The organism is Planktotalea sp., from assembly GCF_049680325.1.
In the GTDB taxonomy this organism is placed as follows: Bacteria; Pseudomonadota; Alphaproteobacteria; order Rhodobacterales; family Rhodobacteraceae; genus Planktotalea.
Genome location: NZ_JBAUHO010000260.1, coordinates 1 through 17979, shown reverse-complemented (window position 1 = coordinate 17979; position 17979 = coordinate 1). Strand labels below are relative to the sequence as shown.

The 17979-nt window shown below is 54.5% G+C and carries 18 protein-coding genes; 2 read left to right on the top strand and 16 right to left on the bottom strand.

Annotated features, from left to right (window positions below; translation table 11 throughout):
* The first annotated feature begins 64 nt into the window (after positions 1-64).
* Both folD and WBC85_RS11930 read left to right on the top strand, forming a co-directional pair.
* On the top strand, positions 65-955 hold the full coding sequence (folD, locus tag WBC85_RS11935; RefSeq protein ID WP_424437263.1) for a bifunctional methylenetetrahydrofolate dehydrogenase/methenyltetrahydrofolate cyclohydrolase FolD: 891 nt from the start codon (positions 65-67) through the stop codon (positions 953-955).
* A 318-nt stretch (positions 956-1273) separates the two neighbouring features.
* The gene (locus tag WBC85_RS11930) at positions 1274-2161 is read left to right on the top strand and encodes a LytTR family DNA-binding domain-containing protein (RefSeq protein WP_424437260.1); all 888 of its coding nucleotides are present in this window, start codon (positions 1274-1276) and stop codon (positions 2159-2161) included.
* Here WBC85_RS11930 and pdeM read toward each other — a convergent pair.
* From pdeM to WBC85_RS11850, 16 genes are all read right to left on the bottom strand, one after another.
* Positions 2158-2829, bottom strand: coding sequence for a ligase-associated DNA damage response endonuclease PdeM (gene pdeM / locus WBC85_RS11925; protein ID WP_424437257.1), 672 nt, complete (start codon positions 2827-2829; stop codon positions 2158-2160). The genes WBC85_RS11930 and pdeM overlap by 4 nt on opposite strands.
* Before the next feature lie 8 nt (positions 2830-2837).
* The gene (locus WBC85_RS11920) at positions 2838-5243 is read right to left on the bottom strand and encodes a ligase-associated DNA damage response DEXH box helicase (RefSeq protein ID WP_424437254.1); all 2406 of its coding nucleotides are present in this window, start codon (positions 5241-5243) and stop codon (positions 2838-2840) included.
* 39 nt (positions 5244-5282) lie between these two features.
* Positions 5283-6590 carry an ATPase gene (locus WBC85_RS11915; RefSeq protein ID WP_424437251.1) on the bottom strand — a complete coding sequence of 436 codons (1308 nt, stop codon included), beginning with the start codon at positions 6588-6590 and terminating at the stop codon, positions 5283-5285.
* An 81-nt stretch (positions 6591-6671) separates the two neighbouring features.
* A complete protein-coding gene (locus WBC85_RS11910) occupies positions 6672-7178 on the bottom strand; it encodes a prepilin peptidase (protein ID WP_424437248.1) in 507 nt (168 codons plus the stop codon).
* 11 nt (positions 7179-7189) lie between these two features.
* The gene (locus WBC85_RS11905; protein ID WP_424437245.1) at positions 7190-8038 is read right to left on the bottom strand and encodes a tetratricopeptide repeat protein; all 849 of its coding nucleotides are present in this window, start codon (positions 8036-8038) and stop codon (positions 7190-7192) included.
* A 36-nt stretch (positions 8039-8074) separates the two neighbouring features.
* Positions 8075-8659 (bottom strand): tetratricopeptide repeat protein, encoded by a 585-nt coding sequence (locus WBC85_RS11900; RefSeq protein WP_424437242.1) that lies wholly within the window; start codon positions 8657-8659, stop codon positions 8075-8077.
* A gap of 3 nt (positions 8660-8662) precedes the next feature.
* On the bottom strand, positions 8663-9643 hold the full coding sequence (locus WBC85_RS11895; protein ID WP_424437239.1) for a type II secretion system F family protein: 981 nt from the start codon (positions 9641-9643) through the stop codon (positions 8663-8665).
* A gap of 11 nt (positions 9644-9654) precedes the next feature.
* Complete coding sequence (locus WBC85_RS11890; RefSeq protein WP_424437236.1) at positions 9655-10623, bottom strand: type II secretion system F family protein; 969 nt, start codon at positions 10621-10623, stop codon at positions 9655-9657.
* A gap of 4 nt (positions 10624-10627) precedes the next feature.
* A complete protein-coding gene (locus WBC85_RS11885) occupies positions 10628-12073 on the bottom strand; it encodes a CpaF family protein (protein ID WP_424437233.1) in 1446 nt (481 codons plus the stop codon).
* 14 nt (positions 12074-12087) lie between these two features.
* A complete protein-coding gene (locus WBC85_RS11880; RefSeq protein ID WP_424437230.1) occupies positions 12088-13329 on the bottom strand; it encodes an AAA family ATPase in 1242 nt (413 codons plus the stop codon).
* Positions 13330-13540: 211 nt separating this feature from the next.
* Positions 13541-14176, bottom strand: coding sequence for an OmpA family protein (locus WBC85_RS11875; RefSeq protein WP_424437227.1), 636 nt, complete (start codon positions 14174-14176; stop codon positions 13541-13543).
* 41 nt (positions 14177-14217) lie between these two features.
* Positions 14218-15645: a type II and III secretion system protein family protein gene (locus tag WBC85_RS11870; protein WP_424437224.1), complete on the bottom strand. Its 1428-nt coding sequence runs from the start codon at positions 15643-15645 to the stop codon at positions 14218-14220.
* A gap of 182 nt (positions 15646-15827) precedes the next feature.
* The gene (cpaB, locus tag WBC85_RS11865; RefSeq protein WP_424437221.1) at positions 15828-16688 is read right to left on the bottom strand and encodes a Flp pilus assembly protein CpaB; all 861 of its coding nucleotides are present in this window, start codon (positions 16686-16688) and stop codon (positions 15828-15830) included.
* Between the two features lie 183 nt (positions 16689-16871).
* Positions 16872-17069: a hypothetical protein gene (locus tag WBC85_RS11860; protein WP_424437218.1), complete on the bottom strand. Its 198-nt coding sequence runs from the start codon at positions 17067-17069 to the stop codon at positions 16872-16874.
* Between the two features lie 227 nt (positions 17070-17296).
* Positions 17297-17500 (bottom strand): hypothetical protein, encoded by a 204-nt coding sequence (locus WBC85_RS11855; RefSeq protein WP_424437215.1) that lies wholly within the window; start codon positions 17498-17500, stop codon positions 17297-17299.
* Between the two features lie 294 nt (positions 17501-17794).
* On the bottom strand, positions 17795-17979 hold a 185-nt coding region (locus WBC85_RS11850), incomplete at its 5' end, for a hypothetical protein (RefSeq protein WP_424437212.1).

Sequence of the window (17979 nt, the reverse complement as noted above, 5' to 3'; positions counted from 1 at the left end):
GCCCCCGTCCATTAAAGATGGACTCCCCCGAGGTATTTTTTGACCAGAGAAGTGAGATTGTAAGATGAGCGCTCAGATCATTGACGGAAAGGCCTTTGCGGCCAAGGTGCGCAGCCAAGTGGGCGAGCATGTTGCGGTGCTCAAGGACAAGCACGGTATTACGCCCGGCTTGGCGGTGGTGCTGGTTGGTGAAGACCCGGCTTCGCAGGTCTACGTGCGCTCCAAAGGCAAGATGACTGTCGAAGTGGGAATGAAAAGCGTCGAGCATAAGCTGGACGTTGAAACATCTGAAGCTGATCTGTTGGCACTGATCGATCAGTTGAACAATGATGCAAGCATCCACGGCATTCTGGTACAACTGCCCCTGCCGGGACATCTGGACGAAGATCTTGTGATTAACTCGATCAATCCAGCGAAAGACGTTGACGGGTTTCACATATCCAACGTGGGATTGCTTGGAACTGGTCAAAAGAGCATGGTGCCCTGCACGCCGCTGGGTTGCCTGATGATGCTCCGTGAGCATCATGGCTCGCTCTCGGGGTTGGATGCGGTTGTTATTGGGCGCTCCAACATTGTAGGCAAGCCGATGGCGCAGCTTTTGCTTGGCGATAGCTGTACGGTTACCATCGCGCATTCGCGCACCAAAGATTTGCCGGATGTTGTGCGCCGCGCCGATATCGTCGTTGCTGCGGTTGGGCGTCCTGAAATGGTGCCGGGTGACTGGATCAAGAAAGGTGCGACCGTTATCGATGTCGGTATCAACCGAATTGAACGAGACGGCAAAAACAAACTGGTTGGCGATGTGGATTTCGCATCCTGCGCAGACGTCGCGGGGGCGATCACGCCTGTTCCTGGCGGCGTCGGACCCATGACAATTGCCTGCCTCTTGGCCAATACTGTCACGGCGTGTTGCCGCGCGAATGGCTTACCCGAACCTGAAGGTTTGACTGCCTAAACAAGAAAAGCGGGCCTCTTGCAGGCCCGCTCCTGACACGGGGCGGGCCGATCATTTCGAGGCAACCGCACGCGCAGGAATTTATGTAGCGCCTATGCTATGGTTTTCTGGCGTTGGACGCATTGCTTCAAGCTCATCTGCTTAAGTCTGTGGCACATTAGGCCACAGTCAAACCCAACAAGCACACGTTCGGAATTTTGCTTTGATGCAAGCTTGGATTGCGGCATATAGGGGGAATATCCGGGAATTCTCCCATATCCAGCTGGGCTGAATTTTTGCATTGTTCGATTGCTGTGTGAGTAGATTGGGGTCGGGTCATTGAGTGACGCGCGCGACGAGAGTAGATCGTTTTCAAGCAAGGTCCGCTGTGCTTTGAAGAATGCGATTTCGAGCACGCTTGATCGCCATACGCTGGGCATTTGGGCGGTATTCTCTGCGCTGGCAGCGTTTAGCGGGCCATTTGGAACCTATCAGAACAATTCCTATTTTTCGGCATTGCTTGCCTGGACGGTATTGCTTGCTTGCGCGATTGCGGTGGCTTTTGTGGTGTATGAGTTATGCCGCGCCTTTGTTCTGCATCGTGGAGAGGCCTTTCTCAATTGCGTGTTCTTTCCAATTGGTAGCATCGCAATAACGCTCGTTGTCGATTTATTGTTGATCTATTGGCTTGAACGCCCGGAAACCATCAGGCCCGGGTTGTTCTCGCTTTGGGTGTCTGTCGTTGCAATTATGTTGGGCGTATTGCTTGTGCGCAATAAAATGCCGCAGTTTTCCAGCGCGATCAGCGAGTCTGGCGCTGTTCAGCTGCCTCTGAGCGAACCTGCCAGCCTGCCGCCGCAAAGCCGTTTGGCCCAGCGTTTGGATATCCCGCAAGGGACGCGTATTATTCACATTAGCGCCAACGGGCATTTTGTGGATGTTCAGACGTGCACGAAAACCCATCGCACGAGAATGCGGTTCTCTGATGCGGTTGCGGAGCTGGATGAGACCATTGGCATAACAGTTCACCGCTCGCATTGGGTACATCGCGATGCTGTCCGCGGTTGGGTTCCTAATGTTGCAAAGCCTTATGTGGTGCTTGAAAACGAGGTTAAGATCCCCGTGAGCAAAACTTACTTCGCAAACGTTGAGGCCGCTAAGCTGACCGAGCTGACCGAGCTGGAAGACACCGATCCGCCAGAGCGCGAAGCCGCGTTCGGATCTTAAGGCGCGGCAGGGCGCGGGACGGGCTGCGCTGTTTCACCGCCGCTAAGCACGCATAGGACCGGGGCCTTTAGCAGCGATTGCAAAGGCTCGCTTTGAACGCTTAGTCCACCCGTGTAGGTGCCGAATGCCGGCATGATGATACGATGGCGATCCATCGCGAAACACCGCCTTGAAATACGATGTCCGCGTGCTTTAAGGGACAATTTGGGGTGATAGTGCCCTGATATCTCGCCTGATGCTGAGTGTTCAGCAATATGTCGGAAGATAATTGTACCGACCTTGAGTTGGTCCAGATGTGTGCCGCCAATGTCGATCGGGCCGGGATCGTGGTTGCCTTCGATCCAGATCCAACGCCGTCCTGCTTGCATGCGAATGATCCAGTCACGGGCCCCGCTGTCGAGATCCGCGCCCGCGCGCAAGCTATCGAAACTATCGCCCAGACAAACGATAGTATCAGCGCCAGTTGCTTCCAGATCCTGATCGAGCCGCATCAAAGTGTCTTGCGCTTCATAGGGGGGCAGCAGGCTTGAACCTTGGGCGGCATATCGCTGTGCTTTGCCGAGGTGCAGATCAGAAACGCAAAGCAGGTTTTGTGCGGGCCAGAACAGGGTTCCCGAGGGCAACGCATGTAGCGTTTCAGATTGAAAGGTGAATTCGTAATGGCCCATGACGTTCTTTATGACAGGCCCGCAGCGGCCATCAAGGCGGCTGTTTCTGCCGCAAGCAGGCGTTCTTCTGCTGCACCTTTGATAGGCACGCGGCCCATTTCCAAAAACATTGGCGCGGCTAATGGCGTGACACGTTCGACGGTGTGAAAATCAATGCGAGCGCGGGTGCGTTCAAGCATGTCGCGGATGCGTCCGAAATCTACGAGGCCGCGCAATGCCTCCTGTTTTGTAATCCGCAAAAGCAGGTGTTCGGGGTCATATTTATGCAGCGTGTCATAAAGGATATCAGAGCTGAACGCCGCTTGGCGTCCTGTTTTGCGTTGCGAAGGAAGGTTGCGTTCGATCAATCCTGCGATAGTTGCCGAGGCCCTGAAGGTCCGTTTGATAAGAGCATTACCCGCGAGCCATTCCTCCAGACCATTTTCCAAAGCTGACGGGTCCATCAATGCCTCGGGATCGCTAACAGGTTTGAGGCCCCAAAACAGCGTAGCATAATCGGTCGCGACAAAGCCCAGCGGGTCGTAGCCAAGCTCCTCCATACGTTTGGAAAGAAGCAACCCCAAGGATTGCTGCGCATTGCGCCCTGCAAATCCATAGACAACCGTATGCGCGCGATCATCGTGCGGGAAACTTTCGATAAGCAGGCGGTTGGGTTCGGGAAGGCGGCTCATTTGGCGTTGCAGGCGCAGCCAATTCGCGGTGTGGCGCGGCAGTTCTGGCCAATCGTCTTGTTGAAACAGCCTGATGATACGTTGACTTAGCTGCGTGGAGGTTGCGAACTTGGTGCCAGAAAAAGTTGCGACCTTTGGCTTTTTGTCTGCGCGGCGTGTAACCTCGACCGTCATTTCGCGCAGGCCTTCGTAGCGCACGATTTGACCGCCGATGAGAAAGGTATCCCCTTGCGTGAGCGAGGCGGCAAAGCTTTCCTCAACTTCACCAAGTGGTTTGCCCCCGCGCGAGCGTTTAAGGCGTACCTTTAGCGTGTCGGTGTCCTGAATGGTCCCGATGTTCATCCGAATGCGCTGCGCCGCGCGCGGATCACGCAATACCCATGCGCCGTCGGGACGTTCTTGCAAGCGTTTCCATTTGTCATAGGCCCGCAGCGCGTAGCCGCCCGTCGCACAGAAATCGAAGCAATCATCAAACGTGGCGCGTGTCAGATCGCTATATGCACCAACGCTTTTCACTTCTTGGTAAAGTGTAGGTGGATCAATCGGGCCAGCGCAGGCGCGGATTAGGATGTGTTGGCACAGAACATCTAACGGGCCGGGGCCGCGCGGCTCGCCGTCCAGATCGTGTTCTTTTACAGCTTGTAGGGCGGCAACGCATTCAACGACTTCAAAGCGGTTGGCGGGTACCAACAGTGCCTTTGACGGCGCGTTGTAGCGGTGGTTTGCACGGCCTATCCGCTGAACCAGGCGCTTGACGTTCTTGGGCGCGCCGATCTGGATGACCAGATCCACATCGCCCCAGTCGATCCCCAGATCGAGACTGCCTGTACAGACGATGGCACGTAAATCACCGCGCACCATTGCGGCTTCGACCCTTTCACGTTGAACACGGTCGAGCGAGCCGTGATGAATGCCGATGGGCAGGCTATCATCGTTGGCAAGCCATAGGTTGTGAAAGTAAATCTCCGCCTGCGCGCGGGTGTTGTGAAAGATCAGCGTCGTTTTATGCGCTTTGATTTGTGCCAGAACGGCGGGGATGGAATAGGCTGCGCCGCCGCCAGACCATGGGGGCGGCTCTGCCACATCCAACATAGAAATGTCTGGGTCGGGCCCAGGATCGGCAAAGACAATGTCGCAAGGATCGGGATGGCGCGCGAGGTAGTGCGCGATGGCGGCGGGGTCTTCGACGGTGGCAGACAGGCCGACACGGCGCAAATCGGGGCAGATGCCTTGTAAGGTCGACAGCGCAAGCATGAGTTGATCGCCCCGTTTGCTTTCCCCAAGGGCGTGGATTTCATCGATGACGATGCGCTTCAGCCCCTTAAACATGCGCGGCGCGTCGTCATAAGAGGTTAGCAGCGCAAGGCTTTCAGGGGTGGTGAGCAGGATATGGGGCGGGTCTGCGCGCTGGCGTTTCTTGCGCGTCGCTGATGTATCGCCTGTGCGATCCTCGATACGGATGGGCAGGCCCATCTGTTCAACCGGACGGCGTAGATTGCGTTTGATATCTGCTGCGAGCGCTTTAAGCGGCGAGACGTAGAGTGTGTGCAATCCCTGATGCTCGCTTTGTGCTAACTCGCTGAGAGTAGGCAAAAAACCCGCCATCGTCTTGCCGCCGCCCGTAGGCGCGACCAGCAGTGTCGCCGGATCATTGGCGCGTGCCAGCATATTGCGTTGATGCGGGTGGATGGACCAGCCCTGTTCGGCAAACCATGTCTGAATAAGGGGATGGGGCGCGTGCATATGGGCTAGGTTAACCCATGGGCGCGCGCCTGCCAGCCACTATTTTACAATATGCTCATCCTTGACGAACATATTGGCCCATGCACGGTCAATCAATTCTGGCGTCATCTGGTTCGGGATGCCTTCAAATTCGCAAATGGCAATCATCTGGTCGATCAGGAACACTGGTTGATAGTTGGCGTAGATGTTGTCGATGGTCGGATATTTGCTTTGCAGCAGGTGAATAAGGGCTTCTTCCTGAAGCGGAACGCCTTTTTTGTTGGCAACCAGCGCGAAGATTTTCAGGAAATTTTCCTGATTAGGCCCATCAATTTTGATCTTATAGAAGATACGGCGCAACGCGGCTTGGTCGAAGATCTCGTTCGGGTGGAAGTTGGTTGAGAAGATAACCAGCGTATCAAACGGCACTTCGAATTTCTCGCCAGATTGCAGCGCAAGGATGTCTTTGGCTTCTTCAAGCGGAACAATCCAGCGGTTGACGAGGCTTTGGGGTGGCTCTGCCTGACGGCCAAGGTCGTCCACGATAAATATACCGCCAGTGGATTTGAGCTGCAAAGGTGCCTGATAGGTGCGCGCAGTCGGGTTGTAGACCAGATCGAGCATGTCGAGCGAAAGCTCGCCGCCGGTGATAACAGTCGGACGTTGGCATTTGACGTAGCGCGTATCAAAGGCGGTGCGGCGACGCAGTTGGTTCGGATCATCTACCTGCGCTTCCACGGCGGAATGCACGATAGGGTCGTAAACGGTGATAACCTGACCCGCGTATTCGATTGCACGAGGAACGTAGATCTTATCCCCCATCGCATCGCGAATACCGTTTGAAATAGAGGACTTACCGTTTCCGGGAGGGCCATACATAAGGATTGAGCGGCCAGAGCTAACAGCGGGGCCAAGATTGCTAAGCAGATCATTGGGCAGGATCAAATGGCCCATCGCATTGGTCAATTGTTCACGCGTTATCATAATGTTGCGGATCGACTGGCGTTTCACCTGTTCGCGGTAAACATCAAGCGGGACGGGCATTGCCCCGTAGTATTCAGATTGCTGTAGCGCGTCCTGAGTTCGCGACTTGCCCGCGTCGGTCAGCTGGAAACCCATTTCGCCACCATTGTTGGCGTTCAATGTACCGGTCGCTTCAAGCAGCTTTTGCTCGCGGGCGATATCAATCAATTCCTGGGTCACTTGCAGTGGCAAGCAGATCGCTTTTGCTACTTCGCTTGCTGTGTCTACGTTCTTGCGGAACATCGTCTTCAGCATGATGTCACGCATCATGACGACAGATAGCTTCATCTGCTCCAGACCTTTGGGCGGAGGAGGTGCCATCACTGCGGTGGTATGCATGTTCATCGGATTGCCCCGTATTTCTGCTTCTGTTGGTGCGGAAATAGCAGGGGAGTTAGGGCAAATTATGGCAGCAGCGCGGCTAGATCAGGCTCCGAAAACCGCGCTCAGGATCAGGTAGATTGCCAAAGTGCCGCCAAGCGAGAAGCCCATCGGGAATTCCCATGTGCGCTCCCAGCTGTCCCAAGTCGGGGCCAACGTGGTCATTTTTGTTTTGGCGACCAAGCGGTGCGTAACAAAGGCCGCTAGGATATTCGCAGCGAAAAGCGCGATCACAAACCGAAAGTCTGCAAGGTGAATAAAGGGAGCCGCGGCTGCGGCGAACTTTGCGTCGCCAGCCCCGATCATTCCGACGGCGTTCATAAAGAAGCCGATGAAAAGGACAGCGATCAAGCCTACAAATCCCCAAAGAAAAACGCCGAAAGGGAGGGTGAGTATGCCGACGACAATATACGTCGCAAACATGGCCAATACGCACCAATTCGGGATGCGCATTGAGCGCATGTCGGACCACGCCACCAAAAAGCAAAGCGGGAGAACGAAAGGCAGGCACCAAAGCGCGAAAGTCGCGGGGTTATTCAGTTCAATCAGCATAAGTCGCGCTCTTAATTGACTTCTAGCGCGCGCAGGGAACGCACAGCGGCCTCAAAGTGCTGAGGATGTGTTTCGATTGCGTCGCGCAATAGACCTTTCGCCGTTTCCACGTCGCCTTGCTTTACTGCAGATAAGCCAAGCGTATGCAGCAGTTGCGCACGTTCAATCTGGTCCATCGGAATGACGGGCAGTTCGTAATTACGCTGCGCACCGCGCGCGAGGACGAGGTTGTTCTTGGCGGTAAAAAGCTGCTCGTCCTGACGGATGGCATCACCAAAGAGCCGCTCGGCGGATTTGAATTCACCGCGCGTCAGTTTGGAATAGCCCCAGTTGTTCATCACGCCGGCTGGCTTTGTCGTTAGGCCAACGGCGGTTTCATAAAAGCTATCCGCCTTTTTCCACTCACGATTGCTATCGGCGATCATTGCCTCAAGGCGATATCGCTTATAAGTTTCGTGGGTTGGCGGGATCTGATCGAGAACGGCTTCGGCGCCCTTCCAGTCATTTGCACGGATCTTGGCATCCGCCAGATCGACGCGGTCAGCTGGTGTTGAATCCGGGTGTTTGACTACGGTTTCCCATGCGCCAACCGCTTCGGTCACGCGGCGCGCACGAATAAGCGATCCAGCCAGTCCACGCTGGTGGTCGATCCGCTTGGGGTCATCCGCAACGGCGCGTTGGAAATAGGCAACGGCCTCGTTCGGATCGGCGACGGTCAACATGACGTCGTTGAGATTGCTCTCGTCAATCACATTCAGACCGCCCATTTTGCGGTCTACGTTCTCTCCGCCATGCTTGTTACACGCTGCTGTCGCAACGAGCCCCATCAAACACAGCGAAACAAGGTAAGGGTGGCGCATTTTTCTGCGTCCTTTTACTGCTCTTGCCTCTGCTCATCATGGTGTCTTACGGATCAGAAAATCGCTCGTTCCCCGCCGCACCAATTTGTAGTCTTGTTCTTGAGTGTCACCATAGTCAACATTTTCTAGTTTTGCGAGCGCAATTCTCAGATTATCGCGGACTGAGTCACTTCTGCCATTGTCCAGCGCGTAAGCCTTGCGAAAAACCTGAGTGGCTTCGGCAGTTTTCCCACGTTCCATCAGGACAACGCCCAGATTGTTCCAGTCTTCGGGGGTTGCATCCTCGGCATTTGTTGCGCGTCTCAGCAGGCTTTCGGACTGCCCCAAACGTCCCAGTCCGAGATTGGCTGAGGCCATGGCCGAGATAATTTCGGTGGTTAATCCCTGATCTGCGGCGGCGCGTCGAAAGGACTTGAGCGCCAATTCATGCTCACCCGCCGAGATCAAACGGTAGCCAACAATCAAAGGGTCTTCGCCTTGGGAGTTGCGGTTGACCTCTGGCGCGAAGGGGCTGTCTTTTGTCTTACCCAGAGTCGCGCCAAGGCCGCCTGAAGAACAGGCGGCCAAAGCAAAACTAGCAGTCAGGCAGAGCAGGGCAATCACCCTACGCATATGCGCCATATGTTACATTCCCATGTTGCCCAGTTCAGTGATGCCAACAGCTGATGGTCCAACCAGAATAATCAGGAGCGGCGGTACTGTCAGCATCATTGTGGCAAGGGTCATCTTGGTTGGCAACTTGTTTGCCTTCTCTTCTGCTCGCATCACGCGTTTGTCACGCATTTCGCCCGCATAAACCCTCAATGCTTCGGCAATAGATGTACCAAAGCTGGTCGACTGGATCAAAACCGTCACAAAGCTGGCGACGTCTTGTACGCCGCAGCGTTCGGACATGTCGTTCAAAACGGTGATCTTATCCTTACCGGCCTTCATTTCCTGCGCAACGATTTCATATTCATCGGCTAGAAACGGATAGGAGTGGTGCAACTCATTCGCAACGCGCACGATGGATTGATCGAGCGATTGACCCGCCTCAACGCAGACAAGCATCATATCAAGGCTGTCAGGAAAGCCGCCTTCAATCTGTTCTTTGCGCGTATCAATGCGTCGGGTGATCCAGTATTTGGGCAGCATATAGCCTGCGCCACCCGGGCCAAGTACGTACATCAGCATCTTTTGGGTGCTGACGTTTTCGCCGCTGATAACAAAAGTGTAGTAAACCAGGCCAAAGACCAGAAAGCCGATGCCAAGTGCGAATTGCATGAAGTGGAAAAGGCGCACAGCGTCCTTGTCCCGATACCCGGCCTGAATAAGCTTCAAACGGATGGCCGAGTATTCCTCTTCGCTTTTGGGTTCCAGCAATTTGGCATATTTGCCAAGCTGCTTGTTCCCTTTGGCCTGACGTAATCTTGTACGCTCGCCGCCATTTCCGGAACTTTTGCGATCTTGGTCTTTCAGCTTTTCAAGCGGATCGACCTCTTTGGACATCATGAAGGGAATGGCGAGCAGCAAGAGCATGCCGCCCAGTACGCCCAACAGAACAAGCTGAGCTTGCGCGCCAAAGGTCGCAAACATCATATCCATGAAGTTGTTGAAGAAATTCATATCAAGTTCCCCTAAACTTTGATGTTCACTAGAATGCGCATGACGATCAGGTTCACACCCAGAAAGGCAGCGACGATGAAACAGGCCGGGATAAACCATGGGTGGTCCAGCACTGGATCGTAATAGTCGGGATCGCCAAGGTTGATCGCGATCAGAGCGAACAGTGGGAAGCCGGACAGGAATTTTCCGGACCACTGCGCTTCAGCGGTGATCGCTTTTACGCGGCGGAACAGGCGGAAGCGGGCGCGAATAACTTGCGCAAGGCCAGCAAGGATCTCTGCGAGGTTACCACCAGATTGCTGCTGGATCGTCACGGCAACCGCCAGAAAGCGTAAATCCTGATTGTCCAAACGCTCGGCCATCGCTTTGAGCGCTTCGCCCACATCGCGACCATAGGCGCTTTCGTCCGCAATCACGCCCATTTCGGAGGCGAGGGGATCTTGTACTTCCTTTGCAACAATCTGCACCGCCGAGGAAAACGGATGGCCAACACGCAAGGAGCGCACCATCAGTTCGACAGCGTCGGGCAACTGTTCTTCCAGCATGGACATGCGTTTCTTGGCTTTGTGCCCGACCCACATGAAAACGCCGCCGACGCCAATACCGATCGAAGCAACGATGCGCACGGGTAGGCCTGTTTCGGTGCCAATTGTCAGACCGAAGAACGCGAAAACGCAAAGCGCTGCCATGATGCCCATCAGCTGTTGGGGCGAGAAAGCAATCGCAGCTTTGTTCGCCTTGTCGGCGAGCATGGAATAGAGCGGGATAGAACGACCCTTGATATGCTGGTTCATTTCCTTGCGGAGTTTTTCCAACACTTCTTCGCGGTTGCCGCCCTTTTCAAGCATTTCCAGGCGACGATTTACGCGGTTATTCAGCGAGATCGAGCGCCCGAACATGACAAGGTAGAGACCCTCGACAAGAACGAGGACCCCCAAAAAGACCAGGCCGTAAATAATCGGTTCAGCGGTGATGCTCATAGCTTTAACCTTCGAGTTTCGTTGGCTCATAGATGGACGTTGGCAGGTCATAACCCCACATGCGGAAGCGTTCCGCATAGTGGCTGCGCACGCCGGTCGCGGTGAAGTGGCCAATGATTTTGTTTTCTGGCGTCAATCCTACACGCTGGAACTTAAAGAGTTCCTGCATTGAGATAACTTCGCCTTCCATGCCGGTGATCTCGGTGATCGAGGTCATGCGGCGCGAACCATCCTGCAATCGCGAGGCCTGCACAATCAGGTTCACAGCCGAAGAAATCTGGCTTCGCATCGCTTTGAGTGGCATTTCGATGCCCGACATCGCGATCATGTTCTCAAGACGTGACACACCATCGCGCGCAGAGTTGGCGTGGATCGTGGTCATAGAGCCGTCGTGGCCCGTGTTCATGGCCTGAAGCATGTCGATCACTTCTTCGCCGCGCGTTTCACCCACGATGATGCGATCCGGTCGCATACGAAGGGCGTTTTTCAAACAATCGCGCGGGGAAACTTCGCCCTTGCCTTCCACGTTCGGCGGGCGGCTTTCCATCCGGCCCACATGGGTTTGTTGCAGCTGAAGTTCCGCCGTGTCTTCGATCGTCAGAATGCGTTCGGCGTTGTCGATGAACGAGGACAGCGCGTTGAGCGTGGTCGTTTTACCAGAACCTGTACCACCTGAAACGATGATGTTCAGACGTGTGGCAACGGCCGCTTGCAAATAGGCGGCCATTTCTTCGGAAAACGCGCCAAAGGCGACGAGATCGTCAATTCCGAGTTTGTCTTTCTTGAATTTACGAATGGAAACGAGGCTGCCATCTACCGCAACAGGCGGCACCATCGCGTTAAAACGCGAGCCGTCTTTCAGGCGCGCATCGACGTAGGGATTGCTTTCATCGACGCGGCGGCCCACGGCGGAAACGATCTTGTCGATGATCCGCAAAAGGTGCTTTTCGTCTTTGAACGTCACATCGCTTAGCGTCAGTTTGCCGTGCTTTTCGATAAAGACCTGGTGGGGGCCGTTCACAAGAATATCGTTAACGTCGTCATCTTTGAGAAGCGTCTCGAGTGGACCAAGGCCTGTGACTTCGTCAAACAAATCCTGGCTAAGGGAGGTGCGGTCCTCGCGATTCAGAACAATGCCTTTTTCCTGAAGGATTTCCGCAGCAATCGAATTGATCTCCGAACGAAGGTCCTGCTCGCTGGCATGTTCAAGCGCTGCGAGGTTCAGGTTGTCGAGCAGTTCACGGTGAAGCTCTAACTTGATCTCGCCAAGGCGTTCTTTACGTTTTTTGTCTTTGTCGGCACTGACGCTTTGCGCAGGTGCGGTCTGCGACGGCCGACGCAAAGGAGCGGCTGGCGCAATCTCTGCGACATCAGTTTTTTTGACCTCGGCAACAGGGACTCGTGTCGTAGCAGGCGCGGCGGCCTCTGGCTTTTTGTATCTGGAAAACATTCCTGAATATCCCTTTATTCGTCAGTGTCGGATTGCTGGCTCAGTTCATGTAGTGAACTTGCAAGCTTTTGAATTTCTTTTCGAAGTGCGTTCTTCCCGGCGGTTTCGGCTAATGGCTGACCATGGTCAGCGCCGTTCACTACGGGCTTGCCGCCGTCTGGCAGTTGGACTTCGATCGTGATCCCGAGGCTTTCAGCCAAGCGCTTCACGCGGTTTTTGCCGTTAAGGTCTGTAAATTTCGGTGCGCGGTTCAGAACGAACCGCAGCTTTTCAAAGGGCAGGTTTTCCGATTGTAGCGCGCGCTTCATGCGCAATGCGTTCTGGGCCGAACGCATGTCCATTTCGAGCGTCGCAAAATAAATTTGTGACGCGTTAAGAACCGTTTCGGTCCATTGCACCAATGTGGTTGGCATGTCGACAATGACATAGTCGAAATGCCGTTGGGCCAGATCAAGTATGGCCTGAATGTCTTCAGGGCGGATCATGTCGAGCGGGATGACATCCGCGGGCGAAGTCAATGCGCGCAAAACGTCACCATGGGTCAAGAGCGCCTGATCGAAACTTTCGCTGTCCATATTCTCTGTATCGGTGAGCAGTTCGAAAACCGCATCGCGGCGCTGCAAATCCAGGAACGTTGAAACAGAACCGAACTGTAGATCGAAATCCAGAATGCAGACTTTCGGGGCTTTCACTTTGGTCAGCGTCGCAAGTTCCCATGCAAGATTGACGGCAAGCGTCGTTGCGCCCGTGCCGCCTGCAAGGCCGTGAACCGCAATGATTGCGCCTTTGCGCCCGCTCCCGCCTGTTTGCAATGCGGGGCGTGGGGCTGCGTCTTGTTGCGTCGGCTCTGGCTTGCGCAAACGCTCTACCGCAGAACGCAATTCGTTTTCGGGCAGGGGATAGGGAATGAATTCATCAGCACCGCCGCGCAACAATTGATGCAATGATGCTGGTGTCACGTCCTCGGCGATTAGGATCACTTTAATGCTGCGTGCCTTGGCCGCTGCAATGACCTGTTCCAGAAGCGGGAGGTTTTCCTCGTCTTCATAGTCAATTGCCAACGCAACAAACTCGAGGCCTTTTGACGGTAGCTGGTCAATGAATGCAATAGAATCGGTAAAGCCCAAGTCACCCCAAGCTTCGCCCATTACAGCTTCCATATCTTCGATCAACAAATCAAAGTTCTGAACATCGCGGCTGATCGTGCACGCTTTTAGCGGGCTATCGTCAATTTGTTGTGTGTCGCTATCAGACATAACCTAAATCCTGTGTGGCGATGTGATTGCACGCGTTCTGCGTGAACCCAGTCGCTCATTTTCTTATGCAAGACACACTTGCCCCGCACAGGCAGATATCAGGGGTAATCTAGGCAACATTAGGGCCGAATGGGCGCGATTGTGCGAAGAAGGATAACACATGCTCACGCCCGTATGGGCGTGAAAGGCGTGTTTGGAAAAAGGGCAGGGGTTAGTTAGAGCCCGTCGTGAGCGTCGTACTCGACTGCCAATGGGATTTTGCTGTCCCGCTCGCGATATATTCACGATAAACGATCTGCGCGTATTTGCCGTCCATCACCATCGGGTGCGAGCCAACAAAGCCGCTCACTTCCGTCACGGTGCGGCGGTTACGACGCTCACGTCCCTCAGTCACAATAAGTGGCTGTTCTTCACCAAAGGACGCGACGGCTTCCAAGCGAGATTTGCCAATGCCTTGAGTTGCAAGGTAATTCACGACGGCATGGGCACGTTGTAACCCAAGAGCTTGGTTCGCGCCGCTGCTGCCAACCGCATCGGCATGGCCATATACCCGGAAACGCACCTCGGGGAACTGACGGATCCACGCAGCCTGTTCGCGCAACGTATCGCGCGCACCGCTATCGAGCTGAGACGAGCCAAAGGCAAAGTTCACAGTTGTCAGCACTTCATTGGCGAAACGTGACGACAGATCGTAAGCGTATTGCTTTTCGCCGTTCATAATCTGGGTGTTGTTCATCGTCGCGTTGCCAAAGGTACCTGTATCGAGCAGGGATCCAGCCTCTTGTCCAAACGAACTATAGACGGGATCGCCCGAGTTACAGGCGGTCAACAAGGCGAGTGAGCTCATCAAAATGGCTGCGTTTATGTGAGAGGTGCGCTTTGCCATTGTTAGTCCATCACATATCCATAAGAGCCAGTGAAGTCCTGCTTGGCGACTTCGGCTGCTGCACCCTTCTTAGGACGTCGCGAGTCGCCTGTCACGCGTCCAAATAGAAAGAGGTCTTTCTCGGTCGGTGGGCGAACGCGGTCGGTTGGAAGCGCAAGCGCTTCGCCGCGAGTAGGCGATACCAGATGGGGCGTGATAATAATGACCAGTTCGGACTGGTTGCGGCTGTAGTCAGCGCTGCGGAAAAGCGCACCAAGCACAGGAATATCCCCGAGCCACGGCACCTGACCGTTCAGATCGGTGAAGTCATCTTGCAAAAGACCAGCAATCGCAAAGCTTTCACCGTCGCGCATTTCAACAGTTGTCGAGGTGCGGCGTGTGCGCAAGGCACTGATATTAAAGCCATTTGACGTGACGCCATTGGCGGCGTCAAGCGAGGATACGGCAGCTGAAAGTTCCAGGTTGATGACCTTGTCGTCCAACACGCGCGGGATAAAGTTCAGCTCAACACCGAAGGGTTTGAATTCGATAGAAACCGCACCGTCGCCTTGGGCGACCGGGATCGGAAACTCGCCGCCTGCAAGGAAGGTAGCTTCTTGTCCGGACAAGGCCGTCAGATTCGGTTCGGCCAAGGTGCGAACAACGCCCTTGCTTTCCAAGGCTTCCAGCAGAATGCCGACTTCCAGGCCGCCAGCATTAAAACCAAACAGTGTCGCGCCATTGTTAGAGTTCGCAGCAGGAATAGTGCCGCCAAGTCCATTGGTCTGTGCGCCTGAGTTGTTCAGCGTGCCGGTGCCGCCAGAAACGCCCAAATTGCCACCAAGCGCACTGCCACCAAGGGCAAGCGAAGAGCTAAGGGATTTCGAAACAGAACGCTGCATTTCTGCAAAGCGCACTTTCAGCATAACTTGCTGAACGCCGCCGACACTCAGAAGGTTTGTAACGCGTTCAGGGGCGTAGCGCTGTGCGAGGTCCATCGCGCGGTCTACTTTGCCGGCGCTGGACACTGTGCCAGACAGCACGATGCCATCATTCGCAGTGCGTACTTCGATTTTTTCGCCGGGTAGGATCTGGCGCAGACGCTCTTTGAATTCGCTCACGTCTGCGGAAACGCGCACATCGACGTTCGTAATCAAACGACCAGCATCATCCAGCAAAGTCAGCGTCGTCAGGCCCGGTGATTTACCAAGCACATAAACAGTGCGATCTGAAAGCGTTGAAATATCTGCAATCGACGGGTTGGCGATGCTCAGTTCCGCAAAGGGTACGTCGCTTTCGACAACAACTGCACGGTTCATCGGAACCGATAGCGTCGAGCTGCTACCTGATTTCACAATACGCAGTGTATCCGCACGCGCCGTTGTGACGGATGCGGTGAAAAGCACAGCACAGCCCAAAAGGGCGGCTTTAAGTGTATTCATCTTTTTCATGTGATCTGCCTCTCCGATCACGCCTCGGGTGCAAGTCTATTGCCTGCATTATCCGTCAACATGCGTTAGTTTATATTTTTTTGCAAGAATCAATGGGTTCTGATGCGTCCTTGTTGTGTGACTTGGGCAACAGGGGTGTAATGCAAAAGGCACCGCCGAAGCGGTGCCTTGAGGTTTTCGACTTAGCCGCCCGCGCAGGGGATTGGCATATTTACCGTCTCCGCGCCCTTGCGCATTCGGATGGTACAGACCTTTTCCGCCTCTTGTTGCGCTACAGGTTGTGCCTCTTCAATGCCAAGCAACTGTTTCTGGTCCACTTCGATGAGTTCAGCAATTGAGTCGTCGCGCTGTCCGACAAGCGACAGATTCAAACGTCCCGTGCTTTGGGCCTGCGTCAGGGACGCGCCTTGTAGCTGCGTCACTGCCACGGTGACCGTGCGCGCAATCGAAGATGTTTGGATCTCTTCGTTAGAGCTTTGGTCGATTGCGATGATCTTGACCGAGTCTTCGATAAGGCGCGTCACAGTGCGCTGGTCGCGATTGTCTTTGCCTTGAACTTTACCCGTCCAGTAAACGTCAACGCGATCGCCCGGGCGCAAGAAGCCGGATACGCCAGAGGAAACGTCAACTTTGATCGTGAAGGCACTTTGACCGTCTTCAAGACGTGATTGAAGGCCAACCTCTTTGCCAGGTTCGGTGATTTTCACCGCGAGGATTGCTTCAAACTTCTCGGTTGCGCGCATCACATAACGTTTGCCGGGCTGATCTTTTGGGAAAAGCTCTTCTACGTTCTGGAAAACACCTTTGGGCAGGGCGTTCTGCGGCCACTGCGCAACGACGATGTCTTTTAACTTAAGTTCATCACCATAAGACAGTTTGCGATTTGCAACGAAAACGCCAACAGTCGGAACCGTAGGTGCGTTGTTCGCCTGAGCGGCGGCGAGCGCTGCTTTTTGCTGGTTTACGTAATTTTGCGTCATGTGAACGGCGAAACCCGCGAGGGCGATCCCGATCAGCAAGACGACGCCAAATATCATACGCATGATGTAATCCTTTCGCATATCCGCCCGATTGCAAAAGGCAAACGGCGCGGAGGCAACCTTTTCAAGGGGTATCGTGGCACCACTTTGTGGCCGAAAATTGACAGCGTTGTGCGAATTGCGCGGCAAATGCAAACAGCGCCCCGCGAGATGCGAAGCGCTGTTGAAGTGGTTTGTCGGTCTGGTTTATTCGCCGATGACCGGGTTCCCAACGGTCATGCCGCTAAGGGTGGTATCTGTGTTCGCTGTAAGCGTGCCCGTACCAGAGCTGATTGTTGCATAAGCAGCGACCGCCAGGCCAACGACAGCGGCGGTCAGAACGACCCAATCCACTGTAACAGCGCCGTCTTCATTGGCAGAGAAGGTGGAAATTTTATTCAGCATATTTTTCTCCGTGGCTCCATCATAGGAGCGGCTGGTTGAGTGGATGGCAATTTTTGCCAGTAGGTAACTACTCCCAAGGGATAGCCGCGAAATGTGGCGGGATTTGGGTCGAAACGAGCGTTTCTAGTGGCTCCGGGAAATTGCGATCGCACTCATGAGAACGGCCCACTCATCGTATGCGATGAATGGGCCGCCCATGTTACGTGTAGCGTTGCTACAGTGACTGATTACTCAGCCGCTGGCAGCGATACGTTACCAACAGTCATGCCGGACAGAGTTGTGTCTGTCGCAGCTGTCAGGCTGGATGCACCAGACTGGATAGAGACGTATGCGGCTACTGCGAGGCCAACAACTGCAGCTGTCAGAACAACCCAGTCAACTGTTACGGCGCCATTTTCGTCACGTGCGAATGATTTGATGAAGTTAGTCATGTTATTAGTCCTTCCAAGGATCAGTTTTCAGTTTGCTACAAACTTCAGTTTTCTCAGCGCCGCCTCTCACCTCGGTGCTGCCCGTCGTTCGATGAAACCGTTATCGGGGCCAAATGCGGCACGAATAGGGAAGCATCGCGACCATTTAGGCACAAGTTTAAGATAAATTGAGGCGAGCCGCTGATTTGTAACGCCTGGTTCGCGGTCATGGCGCGCGCGGACGCAAAAAAAGGGCCGACCTGTTTCCAGGTCGACCCTTCGATACAATCCCGTGGGACTATATTGACGTACTGATTACTCAGCCGCTGGCAGCGATACGTTACCAACAGTCATGCCGGACAGAGTTGTGTCTGTCGCAGCTGTCAGGCTGGATGCACCAGACTGGATAGAACCGTATGCGGCTACTGCGAGGCCAACAACTGCAGCTGTCAGAACAACCCAGTCAACTGTTACGGCGCCATTTTCGTCACGTGCGAATG